The organism is uncultured Methanofollis sp. (genome assembly GCF_937919355.1).
In the GTDB taxonomy this organism is placed as follows: Archaea; Halobacteriota; Methanomicrobia; order Methanomicrobiales; family Methanofollaceae; genus Methanofollis.
The window spans coordinates 1-11,273 of the sequence record NZ_CALFSA010000187.1; the positions used below are offsets into that span (position 1 = coordinate 1).

Consider the following 11,273-nt stretch of genomic DNA (forward strand, 5'->3'; position numbering starts at 1 on the left):
ATCCCTCCCGCACGAGATCTCCTCCCCCTTTTTCCAGGAGGATCGCAAGAGACTTCAGACCAATCGCGACTGCCTCGTCTGTCGTATGAGCCTTCTCTCTAGACCACCAGCAGCGCAAGCAAAAAAGCCGCCACGCCGCCGGCAAAGGTGGCGGCGAGGTTCGTGCCCGCGTTCCCGAAGACCCCCCTGTTCTCGAGCGTCGCCCCGACGACGCTGTCCACATTCGTGCCGATGAAACCGGCGACGACCCCGACGACCGCGAGGGGGAGGGAGACGACGCCGAGAAGGAGGGCGGAGAGAGAGACGACGACCGCCGCACCGGTGGCCACGACCTCGCCGAGGACTGTCACCCCGCCGTTCGTGCCCGGCGGCACCCGTTCAAAAGTGGTGATCAGGTACGGGTCGCCGCCCATCACCCCGATCTCCGAGGCAACGGTGTCCGCAGCCGCGGAGGCGACGCTCCCGAGAAAGAGGGCGATGAAAGCCTCGTGCCCGGTGATGCCGTAGAGCACCGCCCCGGCCGTGGCGACAAGGCCGTTTGCAAAGACGTTGAAGTAGCCGCGCACCCCGCCATGGGACTGGGCCACGCCGAGGGCGTCCTTCTCGCGGTATTTGAACTTCGTCGCCGCGGAACCCAGGATGAAGAAGACGAGCATGATGAAGAACCAGCGGACATCGGCAAAGACGATGAGGAGGAGGCCGATGATCGCCCCGGAGAAGAGGCCGGAAAGGTCGGCGGTCTTGAAGTGGTAGGCGAAGTAGCCGAAGGTCAGGCCTATGAACGCCGCCGCCGCAAGCACTCCCACCTCCACGTCATAGCCGATCTCGTAGAAGAGCTGCTGCGCCATCGCCACGCCCAGGGCTTCGATCATCAGGGCGTCCTCCCTGCCCGTGAGAGCGGCGCGGAGGAGCACCGCAACAAGGACACCGATGAGGACAGTCAGCGGGGAGAAGACGCCCACATAGTACATGGCCAGGAGTCCGCCCGCACCTCCGGTCAGGACATAGGGGATATAGGAACGCGGCCCTCCACCCGTGACACGGAAGGCGTACTCGCCGGGGACGATTATCGCAAGAGTCGAGGCAAAGACCGCAAGGGAGAGGAGGCCGAGGCCGTAGAGCACCGCAGTGACGATGATCGAAACGGCGACAAACTTCGTCCCGCGGATCAGGAGGAGGACCCCTGAAACCAGGACGACAATGAGGGAAAGGAGCCACGCAGGCTGGATATGCGGGGCTACCAGGATCCCGAGTATGGCAAGGACCGCAGCAAGCGCAGGCCCAGTCTCCTGATGCATTCAGTCTTTTATTGGAACCGGAAAGAGATGAACTTTCCAGTCCGGGACAAACGTGCCGACTCCATTCTGCGGGCTATATATTCATTTAAAAACTTGGAAACCAATAGTAATGGAAGATGTCATCCCCGCATACGATCCCAAAGACCTATGACTTCCGGGAAGTGGAGGAACGGTGGCAGCGCACCTGGCGCGACGAGGACAACTACTTTGACCGCACCTCGACAAAGCCACGGTTCATCATCGACACCCCCCCACCCTACCCGACAGGCAACTTCCACATAGGAAACGCTCTCAACTGGTGCTATATCGACTTCATTGCACGGTACAAGCGTATGCGGGGCTACAACGTAATGTTCCCGCAGGGCTGGGACTGCCACGGCCTGCCCACCGAGGTGAAGGTCGAGGAGATCCATGGCATCACCAAGAACGACGTCTCCCGGGAAGAGTTCCGCAAGATGTGCCGGGACCTCACCATCAGCAATATCGAAAAGATGCGCGCTACCCTGCGGCGTTGCGGTTTCTCGACTGACTGGAGCAACGAGTACATCACGATGCTCCCGAAGTACTTCGGGAAGACGCAGCTCTCCTTCCTGCGGATGCTGAAGGCGGGCTACATCTACCAGAGCGAGCACCCGGTGAACTACTGCACACGGTGCGAGACGGCGATCGCCTTTGCCGAGGTCTCCTACGGGGAGCGCGAGACGAAGCTCAACTACTTCGACTTCGACGGCCTTGAGATCGCGACCACAAGGCCCGAACTCCTCGCGGCCTGCGTCGCCGTCGCCGTCCACCCGGACGACGAGCGTTACAGGGACCTCGCAGGGAAGCACCTGAAGGTGCCCCTCTTCGGCCACGAGGTGGCGGTGATCCAGGACAAGGCCGTCGACCCGTCCTTTGGGTCTGGCGCCGTGATGATCTGTACCTTCGGCGACAAGCAGGACGTCCAGTGGTGGAAGGAGTACGACCTCCCCCTCAGGAAGGCCATCGACCGGAAAGGCAGGATGACAGCGATCTGCGGCCCGTATGAGGGCATGACCACGCAGGAGTGCCGCAAGGCGATCCTTGCCGAGATGGAGAAGCAGGGCATCCTCAAGAAGCAGGAGACGATCCAGCAGCGGGTCGGTACCTGCTGGCGGTGCAAGACCCCGATCGAGATCCTCTCCGAGAAGCAGTGGTTCATCAGGATCAAGCCCGAGGAGATCATGAAGGCCGCACGGGAGGTGACGTGGTATCCAGAGCACATGTTCACCCGCCTGCAGGACTGGGTCGAGTCGATGGACTGGGACTGGTGCATCTCCCGGCAGCGGATCTTCGCCACCCCGATCCCGGTCTGGTTCTGTGCGAAGTGCGGCGAGATGGTCCTCCCCGACGAGGCCGACCTGCCTATCGACCCGACGGTGGACAGACCGAAACACCCCTGCCCGAAGTGCGGGTCAGAGGAATTTGTCGGCGAGCACGATGTGCTGGACACCTGGATGGACTCCTCCATCTCGGTGCTGAATGTCACCGGCTGGGACGGGAGCGGCACGCCCGCCCTCTTCCCGGCGCAGATCAGGCCGCAGGGCCACGACATCATCAGGACCTGGGCCTTCTACACGATCCTGAGAGCGGTCGCCCTCACCGGCCAGAGGCCCTGGGACCAGATCCTGGTGAACGGCATGGTCCTCGGCGAGGACGGTTTCAAGATGTCGAAGAGCCGGAACAACATCATCCCGCCTGAGGATATCCTCAAGGAATACGGCGCCGACGCCTTCCGGCAGTGGGGTGCGATGGGCGGGGCCACCGGCCAGGACATCATGTTCAACTGGAACGATGTCGTCGCCGCTTCCCGGTTCCAGACAAAGATGTGGAACATCGTCCGCTTCGTGCTCACCCAGCTCGAGCGCGAGCCCGTGGCCGACGACACCCCGGTGACCGAACTCCTGGACCGCTGGCTCCTCGCAAAACTGACGGAGACGGTTGCCGAGGTGACGGACGCCCTGGAGACCTACCGCTTCGACCAGGGCCTCAAGGCGATCCGGGACTTCACGAAGAACATCCTCGCGGACGACTACATCGAACTCGTGAAGGGGAGGCTCTACTCCGACGCTCCCGAGCGTGCGAGTGCCTGCCGCGCCCTTACCATCACGATGGACGCCCTCTGCAGGTTGCTCGCCCCCTACACCCCGCACTTCGCGGAGGAGTGCTGGGCCCAGTTCAGGGAGGGCTCTGTCCTGAAGCAGCCGTGGGTCGAGATCGCCCTCGCGGACGCGGAGGCCGAGATGCTCGGCGACCACGTGGTCGCCCTGACAGCCGACCTCAGGCGGTACAAGCACGACCTTGGCCTTGCCCTGAACGCCCCCTTCGGCCGGATGAACATCTATGCCCCCGAGTCCCTCGACGACTGCGGCGACGTGGCGCGGGCCCTCAATGCGACGGTCGCCTGGAAGACGGGCGAGCCGAAGCTGGAGAAGATCGTGTCCGGCGTCGAGTTCAACAGGGCGGTGATCGGTCCGGCCCTCCGCAAGCAGGCGAAGGCTTTCATGGCGGCGGTCGAGACCCTGCCGCCAGAGATGATCGTCAACCCGCCGGCGACCGTCGTCGTCGACGGCGAGGAGGTGACTGTCCCGGAGAACGCCTTCACCCCGACTTTCACCTACCAGGTGGAGGGCGAGTCTGTGGACGTGCTCACCCTCGGCGAGGTCACTGTCACCCTGCGGCGGGAGTGACGCCCTTCACCCCTTTTTTTCAACGCATATCCCTTGCCCGCAATATCTATCTTCCCTGAAAGGGACGATCCTTTATGTACAGACGAAAGACAGAGGGGACATAATGCCGCGGGAAGCACTCTACGTGGGGCTTGCCTGCCTCGCCACGGCCGCGGCCCTCTGGTTCATCACGGCCAACCTTGTAGTGAGTGGCCTCCTCGCCCTTCTCGGCGCCGTCCTCGTCCTCCTCGGAGTCCAGACGTCGGAATATGATGAAGAAGAGGAGACAGACGAGGAGGAATGACCTCCACGGATCTCAGAGATACGCGCGGATCCCCCGCTTTCCCCATAATTCAAGACCGGGGGCAACTCGAAAACCTACGGTTTTCTTGACTCACTTTGGTCGTTCCCCCGAACCTCCAAATCAGGATAAGCTCCGGGAAGACAGAATAGGAAATCCCGATGGGAAATTGCCATCCCTCACCTATCCTGATGATCTTTCCTCAAAAAGAGGGTCATCGTGATCCTCGAAGGGTTATCGCCGTGACCCGACACGCCGCCTGATCTCGGCGGCGACGAAGTCGAGAACCGCCTCTTTTTCGAGCATCGCATCGACGAGGACGAAGCGTTCGGGCTCGGCCTCCGCAAAGCGGAGATAGTTTTTCTGGACGGCGTCGAGGACCGTCGCCTCCTCGAAGTGTTCCTTGTGCTCCTTGAGCCGGGTGACCGCCGCCTCCACCGGGAGGACGCAGAGGAAGGTGAGATCGGGGACGACGGTGAAGGGGGCGTGGACAGACCGCAGCCACCCTTCAGGGTCGGGCATCGTTCCCTCCAGGGTCACGGCCTGATACGCATACCGGGAGTCTGAATACCTGTCTGAGATGACAAGTTCCCCCTCCGCGAGGGCCGGCCTCACGACGTGCGTGAGGTGGGCGGCATGGTCGGCGACAAAGAGGAGGCACTCGGTGACGGGGTCGCGGTTCTCGGCGATGGCGCGCCGCACCGCCTTGCCCACCCAGGTGGCCCCAGGCTCGCGGGTGACCACGGGATCGAGATCGGCGAGGGCCCCGGCAAGGCCGGCGACGAGGGTGCTCTTCCCGCTCCCGTCAATCCCCTCAACCGTTACGAGCATGTCCGCCCCTCCCGCACCCATGCGAGGGGTATCGTCCTCCTGTGCACGCCTGTCGCCACAATGGCGCCGTCGAAACCTGCGCCCTCAAGGACGTCGAGGTCGCGCACCCCGGCGACACCCCCACCCCAGAGGAGACGACCCGGATAGGCGGCGCGGATATCCTCCAGGTCGGCGGGCAGGCCGCAGCCCGTGCCGACGCCCCCGATGTTCAGGAGGATGCACCCGGCAAAGGGGAGGTCTGCCGCCCTCTTCAGCACGGCGACCGGCGCCTCGCCCGAGGGGATCACCCGCCCCCCCTTCACATCAACGGAGAGGAAAGAGCCAGGATAACGTGCGAGGTCCTCCCCTGCGGTCTCGGTCCCGACGACATTGATGACCCCGTCCATCAGGTCGGCCGGGCCGCGGCACCCCCTGTCAACATAGCAGCGGTCCACCATAGCGGCAAGATGTCTGATCACACCCTCGTGGTCGCCGACGCCGCAGATCCGGTCAAGGTCCGCAATATAGAGGTATTTCGGCGCTATGTCCCCGCAGTAGGCGAGAGGCTCGGCCGACCGCGCCAGACCCCATGTGAGAGGGGCATAGGTCTCCCGATCTCCCTTCGCCCCATGGACGACAGACCCACTCTTCAGGTCCATTGCAAGAATACATTCCATGACTTCAACGCAATCACTATTAGGGTTAAAGATCATTAATTCCTATGCGATTATTGGTCAGCCCTAGCAGTATTGAAGAGGCTCGATCCGCACTCGCAGCCGACATCATCGACGTGAAAAAACCGTCAGAAGGATCGCTCGGCGCCAACTTCCCCTGGGTTATCCGGGGGATCAAGGAGATTGCGGAAAAACCGGTCAGTGCTGCCATAGGCGATTTTGACTACAAACCGGGAGGCGCAGCCCTTGCTGCATACGGGGCCGCGTGCGCTGGTGCTGACTATATCAAGGTCGGGCTCATGTTCGACGGCAGGGATAAAGCCTATGAACTGAGCAAGGCTGTTGTGAAAGCGGTCAAGGACGAATTCCCCGAGAAGACTGTTGTTATCGCCGCTTATTCGGATTACGAGCGGCTCGGTACGATCTCTCCCTTTGTTGCCGCCGAAGCTGCCGCAGACGCTGGCGCCGACGTCGCCATGATCGATACCGGCAGGAAGGACGGGAGGAGCACCTTCTCGTTCATGGATGCGGACACTCTTGCCACATTCACAGAAAAGAACCGCCAGAACGGCCTTGGGACCGCCCTCGCAGGTTCGCTGAAATTTGAAGACCTCACCACCCTCAAGACCATCGACCCCGAGATCATCGGGGTGCGCGGCATGGTCTGCGGTGGTAACCGTAATGATGCCATCCGCCCAGAACTGGTGGAAAAGGCACTTGCCATGATCAGGTGAGCATGATGTATGCCGAAAAACTGAACGTGCCCACGGCCCTCACCTTCGACGACGTCCTCCTTGTCCCGGCGGCGTCCTCTGTCGAACCGAGTGATGCCGATGTCCACGCCATCTTCTCGAAGAACATTCCCCTGAATATCCCGATCGTCTCGTCCGCAATGGACACGGTGACAGAGTCGGAGATGGCGATCGCCCTTGCCCGCCTCGGCGGCATCGGCGTGATCCACCGGAACATGAAGCCCGAGCGCGAGGTGGAGATGGTCAGGCGGGTGAAGCATGCTGAGGACCTGATAGAGCGCGAGGTGCTCTCCGTCGGGCCTGAGGCCACCCTCTCCCAGGTGGAGGAGATGATGAACAAGCACGGTATCGGCGGGGTGCCTGTCATCGAGAACAGCCGTCTTATCGGTATCATCTCGCGCCGCGACATCAGGGCAATCGTCCACCGTCGGGGCAAGGAGGCGGTCCGCTCGATCATGACGGCGACACCGATCACGGCCCGCGAGGACGTCACCGCCGAAGCGGCGCTGGAGACGATGTACGCAAACAAGGTCGAGCGCCTGCCTATCGTCAACGGCGAGGGGAGACTGCTCGGCATCATCACGATGCAGGACATCCTGGAAAAGCGCGCCTACCCCCTGGCAAACAGGGACGCACACGGGAGCCTCAGGGTCGCTGCGGCTGTCGGTCCCTTCGACTTCGAGAGGGCGATGATGCTCGACGAGGCAGGAGTGGACGCACTTATCGTGGACTGCGCCCACGGCCACAACCTCCATGTAGTGAAGGCAGTGCGCGAGATCAAGGCGAGCGCAAAGGCCGATGTCGTCGCAGGGAACATCGCCACCTCTGAGGCGGCATCTGAACTCTCCGACACAGTCGACGGTCTGAAGGTCGGGATCGGGCCGGGCTCGATCTGCACGACCAGGATCGTGGCCGGCGTCGGTGTCCCGCAGGTCTCGGCGATCGCACGTGTCTCCGACGTGGCGGCGCCTCTCGGCATCCCGGTCATCGCTGACGGTGGCGTGCGTTACTCGGGCGACATCGCCAAGGCGATCGCTGCAGGCGCAAACTGCGTGATGATGGGCAGTCTCCTTGCCGGGACAGACGAAGCGCCCGGCCGGGTGATCGCCATGCAGGGCCGGAAGTACAAGCAGTACCGCGGCATGGGGTCTCTTGGCGTCATGAGCGGCGGCGAGTCCTCTGACCGCTACTTCCAGAAGAAGGGAATCGGCAGGACCAAGTATGTCCCTGAGGGCGTCGAAGGTGCGATCCCCTATGTCGGGAATGTCTCTGATGTGGTGTACCAGCTCGTCGGCGGCCTCAAGTCGGCGATGGGCTACACGGGTTCGGCGACGATCGAGGAACTCAGGACGAAGGGGAAGTTTGTCAGGATCACCGCGGCCGGCATGGGCGAGTCCCACCCGCACAACATCATGATCACCGACGAGGCCCCGAACTACCGGCTGATGGGTTGACACCCACATATATATTTTATGAACACTAACATCAGGTAAGGATGCTCGACAACGGTGAAGTCTCCCGCCTCCTTGATATCCTCGGGAACAGGAACAGGAGGCGGATCATCGATCTCCTCAGGCAGAAGCCCTGCTTTGTCACCGAGATCTCGAACAAGTTGATGATCTCCCCAAAGGCGGTGATCGAACACCTCCAGATGATGGAACAGGAGGAGATCCTCTCTTCGTTCCATGATGACCGCCGGCGGAAGTATTATTGTCTGGCACGCGAGATCAGGGTCGATGTCAGGCTTGAGGGGGACGAAAAGGCCCCCTTCCCCCGGCCTGGAGAGAGCAGGAAAGCGAAGTACCTTGCCGCACTCTTCATGCTCGCTCAGATGCTCCGGACGCGGGACAGTCTCATTGCAAACCTCGAAGAGATCGAGCGTGATATCGAGGTCAAGATGAATGATGTGGTGAAGTACAGCAGGGAGATCCTCTCAAACGAGACGGAGATGGATCTGGTGCTGGCCCTTGCCCACTGTACCCTCACCCTGCAGGACCTCGAGGAGTACACCGGCCTTGAGGCCGAGCCGGTGGAAGCGATGCTCGAGGACCTCATCGGAAAAGGGATCGTCGAACAGAACGGGAAAGAGTATATGCTGCGTGTTACCTATGCCGAACAACCCTTATGACGAAATTTTCAAGACCCTGGCAAAGATCCTTGGCGAGATGACGGGTGAGAACGGCGAACCGCCGCGGATCATCGGGTGCACGATCATCGCCGGCGGCGTGGCGCCGCACCGCGAGGAGGAGATGCCTGAGGACGACGACGGCATCGACTACGAGGTGGTCGAGAGCGAGGACTGCGTCTATGTCACGGCGGAGGTCCCGCCAGAAGCAGAGGTCGCGGCCGAGTTCGGTCCCCGCAAGGTGACATTGACGGTCGGCGATGCGACGGAGACGATCGACCTTGACGTCGACATCGACGGGGAAGGGAGTTCGTACTCGGTCAACCACGGCATCCTTGACATTGTCTGCAGGAAGGCCGGGAAGGCGGCCTGAAAATCTTTTTTTATTTTTTATTCCGGGACACTCTCAGAGAAGATACCGGGAGAGGTTCGTAGAACACTGATCGACCTCCTCCCCGCCGGGCGCCCGGGTCTTCATTGACGGCGCCGAGTACGGGACCACCTCCGAGACCACGGGCAGTCTCACTCTCTCGAACGTCTCAGGGTCGGCACCCGGCAGGTCAAGATCCTCAAGGACGGCTACGCCCCGTTCACCGCCACCGTGACGATCGAGAAGGACCGGACGACCTCCCTCACCGCGACCCTGAACAACGACGACCTGGAAGGGAACGGCCTGCTCGACGACGAAGAGAAAAACAGCTTCATCGACGGATTCGGCAACCACCACACCACCGATCCCGACCTCCTCGACACCGACGGCGACGGCCTCTCCGACGGCTACGAGGCCGGAGAACCAGTCACCGAGAACGGCAAGACCTACCACAAGCAGCGGAGCGACCCCACGAAGGCCGACACCGATGGGGACGGGCTGGATGACTATCTGGAGGATGCGATCGAGAGCGATCCGCTCTGTGCGGACACCGACGGTGATGGCCTCTCCGATTCGTTGGAGTGGGAGATCGGTACCGATCTCTGGTCGGCCGACACCGACGGCGACGGCCACTCCGATTACGAAGAGCACGTCGATCCCGACTACGACCCCCTCGTCTACGAAGAGCGCTACGGCTCAATGGAGATGGGCCGTGAGTTCCTCCTCGGTGCGGTCCTCGGGGAGTGGGGCGCCGACGACCACGACAATATCTTCTATCTGGGCGGCTGGATCGCAAGTGGTGTCATCGTCCTCGGCGACGTGCGGGACATCGCAACGACGATCTCGCGGGGCGACCTCACCGGCACGGGCCTCAACCTCGCCGCACTGATCCCGGGTTACGGGGACGGAGCGAAGGTTGCGGTCATCGTCGGGAAGTTTGTGGGGAAGCATCCGGAGCTGGCCAAACTTGCCGTCGGACTGATGGCCGGAGTAACCAAGTACTCCGACGAGACGACCGAAGCGCTGACCGTGCTAAAGGCAAGTTACGGCGACGAGGTTCTCAATGTGCTCAGGGCACACGGAGCGACAGATTCAACACTCGTTCAACTCTACAAGAGAGATGTCAACCTCTTCCGTGTCGGGAAGATGCTCGAAAACGCCTGTGAAGGTGGGTGGGCACCGACCAAAAAACTCACGGCTTCCGGAAACCTGGACAAACATTACACAGAGCACGTACTCGATCAATTCGAGTGGGGTGAGACCTTTACAAAATCGGTGTACCTCGATAAGGCAACAACCCTTGCCAACCGGAGAGACGGCAACGTCGAGTTGTACTACCAGGAGGGGTACGACACGCTGGTCGTCTATGATCGCAGTGTCAACGAGTTCGTGAGTGTAACGAAGGATGGGTTGTTCACGACGTTCTTTAGACCTAACAATGACCGGAAACATTATGTTGACCAACAAATTGCTAATAGACTGATCCGATTGAACTAGACACATAGAGGGAGTAAGAAATGGACAAAATGCTAATAGAGACATTAAAAAAAGAGTTGCCAAAAGACTTACTCAACTACGAAATAAGGATCAGAGAGACTGACGAACATTATGACGAACTAGCAGCATATGGGAGATATTCTACCGAAGCCCCCTATGGATTAAAACACGTTATTCCTTTTTGGATACACCTGCTCGAAGAGGGAGGAGTCAACTGTGAGAACTTTCGAGTTGAATACAAAAGAATAACCCAGAAATTGGTAGCATTGGAAAAGAAGAGAGGGCGCGACTATCGTGAAAAATTATTTTCCAACTTAAAGCAATTTGTTGGCGGTTATCCCGGGATGATAGATAATTTTGTGGATATGGAACCTTTAGAGTTTGAAATTCCACAGAGTTTAGCCATTCGCAGTTCCATTGAAATATTACTGATGGAATTGGAAAGGGATTATGATCTTACCGAGATAAAAGCGAAAGTCTCCCCCCTTGACAAAGAATTCAGGTCTAAATATCTGCAAAATGTCGATGAAATCCTGGAGCACTATCCCGAAGCTGAAGATCCGTACTCTCCTGAAAGTTTCTGGTGGAATCACCCCCTGAAACTCTTGAAAGAAAAGCAGGCGATGCAAAACAATTCCTGAATATTTTTTCCCGACATCTTCGGCAACCGCCACATCACCGACCCGGATCTCACCGACACCGATGGCGACGCGGCCGGCTTCCCCATCACCATCACTTCTTCACGAAACCGGCGATAGA

11 protein-coding genes and 1 pseudogene are annotated in these 11,273 nt (G+C 60.2%); 9 read left to right on the forward strand and 3 right to left on the reverse strand.

Going from position 1 to position 11,273, the window contains the following annotated elements; genetic code table 11:
• Positions 1-98: 98 nt before the first annotated feature.
• On the reverse strand, positions 99-1,298 hold the full coding sequence (locus Q0520_RS09210; RefSeq protein ID WP_298669209.1) for a DUF92 domain-containing protein: 1,200 nt from the start codon (positions 1,296-1,298) through the stop codon (positions 99-101).
• Positions 1,299-1,414: 116 nt separating this feature from the next.
• On the opposite strand from Q0520_RS09210, the gene Q0520_RS09215 reads away from it, so the two are divergent.
• The gene (locus Q0520_RS09215; protein ID WP_298669212.1) at positions 1,415-4,006 is read left to right on the forward strand and encodes a valine--tRNA ligase; all 2,592 of its coding nucleotides are present in this window, start codon (positions 1,415-1,417) and stop codon (positions 4,004-4,006) included.
• A 103-nt stretch (positions 4,007-4,109) separates the two neighbouring features.
• Positions 4,110-4,289 (forward strand): hypothetical protein, encoded by a 180-nt coding sequence (locus Q0520_RS09220; RefSeq protein ID WP_298669215.1) that lies wholly within the window; start codon positions 4,110-4,112, stop codon positions 4,287-4,289.
• Between the two features lie 231 nt (positions 4,290-4,520).
• On the opposite strand, the gene tmk is transcribed toward Q0520_RS09220, so the two are convergent.
• A complete protein-coding gene (gene tmk, locus Q0520_RS09225) occupies positions 4,521-5,117 on the reverse strand; it encodes a dTMP kinase (protein WP_298669218.1) in 597 nt (198 codons plus the stop codon).
• Complete coding sequence (locus tag Q0520_RS09230; protein WP_298669221.1) at positions 5,108-5,773, reverse strand: HisA/HisF-related TIM barrel protein; 666 nt, start codon at positions 5,771-5,773, stop codon at positions 5,108-5,110. The genes tmk and Q0520_RS09230 overlap by 10 nt, the downstream gene beginning before the upstream one ends.
• 44 nt (positions 5,774-5,817) lie before the next feature.
• Between Q0520_RS09230 and Q0520_RS09235 the strand changes: the two genes are divergently transcribed.
• From Q0520_RS09235 to Q0520_RS09265, 7 genes and pseudogenes are all read left to right on the forward strand, one after another.
• Positions 5,818-6,504 carry a (5-formylfuran-3-yl)methyl phosphate synthase gene (locus Q0520_RS09235; RefSeq protein ID WP_298669224.1) on the forward strand — a complete coding sequence of 229 codons (687 nt, stop codon included), beginning with the start codon at positions 5,818-5,820 and terminating at the stop codon, positions 6,502-6,504.
• Positions 6,505-6,509: 5 nt separating this feature from the next.
• Positions 6,510-7,976, forward strand: a complete 1,467-nt coding sequence (gene guaB / locus Q0520_RS09240) for an IMP dehydrogenase (RefSeq protein ID WP_298669237.1) — start codon at positions 6,510-6,512, stop codon at positions 7,974-7,976.
• 41 nt (positions 7,977-8,017) lie between these two features.
• Positions 8,018-8,650, forward strand: coding sequence for an ArsR family transcriptional regulator (locus tag Q0520_RS09245; protein ID WP_298669228.1), 633 nt, complete (start codon positions 8,018-8,020; stop codon positions 8,648-8,650).
• Positions 8,631-9,020, forward strand: coding sequence for an Hsp20/alpha crystallin family protein (locus tag Q0520_RS09250; protein ID WP_298669231.1), 390 nt, complete (start codon positions 8,631-8,633; stop codon positions 9,018-9,020). The genes Q0520_RS09245 and Q0520_RS09250 overlap by 20 nt, the downstream gene beginning before the upstream one ends.
• A gap of 168 nt (positions 9,021-9,188) precedes the next feature.
• Positions 9,189-9,287 (forward strand): annotated as a pseudogene (locus Q0520_RS12180) (PEGA domain-containing protein); the annotation flags it as partial.
• Positions 9,288-9,350: 63 nt separating this feature from the next.
• A complete protein-coding gene (locus Q0520_RS09260; RefSeq protein WP_342765262.1) occupies positions 9,351-10,514 on the forward strand; it encodes a hypothetical protein in 1,164 nt (387 codons plus the stop codon).
• 20 nt (positions 10,515-10,534) lie between these two features.
• The gene (locus tag Q0520_RS09265; protein ID WP_298669234.1) at positions 10,535-11,155 is read left to right on the forward strand and encodes a hypothetical protein; all 621 of its coding nucleotides are present in this window, start codon (positions 10,535-10,537) and stop codon (positions 11,153-11,155) included.
• The last annotated feature ends 118 nt before the right edge of the window (positions 11,156-11,273 follow it).

Coding starts and splice junctions, on each gene's coding strand:
- Q0520_RS09230 (WP_298669221.1), bottom strand. CDS start 5,773: ATGGAATGTATTCTTGCAATGGACCTGAAGAGTGGGTCTGTCGTCCAT.
- Q0520_RS09220 (WP_298669215.1), top strand. CDS start 4,110: ATGCCGCGGGAAGCACTCTACGTGGGGCTTGCCTGCCTCGCCACGGCC.
- Q0520_RS09215 (WP_298669212.1), top strand. CDS start 1,415: ATGTCATCCCCGCATACGATCCCAAAGACCTATGACTTCCGGGAAGTG.
- Q0520_RS09235 (WP_298669224.1), top strand. CDS start 5,818: ATGCGATTATTGGTCAGCCCTAGCAGTATTGAAGAGGCTCGATCCGCA.
- guaB (WP_298669237.1), top strand. CDS start 6,510: ATGTATGCCGAAAAACTGAACGTGCCCACGGCCCTCACCTTCGACGAC.
- Q0520_RS09210 (WP_298669209.1), bottom strand. CDS start 1,298: ATGCATCAGGAGACTGGGCCTGCGCTTGCTGCGGTCCTTGCCATACTC.
- Q0520_RS09250 (WP_298669231.1), top strand. CDS start 8,631: ATGCCGAACAACCCTTATGACGAAATTTTCAAGACCCTGGCAAAGATC.
- Q0520_RS09265 (WP_298669234.1), top strand. CDS start 10,535: ATGGACAAAATGCTAATAGAGACATTAAAAAAAGAGTTGCCAAAAGAC.
- tmk (WP_298669218.1), bottom strand. CDS start 5,117: ATGCTCGTAACGGTTGAGGGGATTGACGGGAGCGGGAAGAGCACCCTC.
- Q0520_RS09245 (WP_298669228.1), top strand. CDS start 8,018: ATGCTCGACAACGGTGAAGTCTCCCGCCTCCTTGATATCCTCGGGAAC.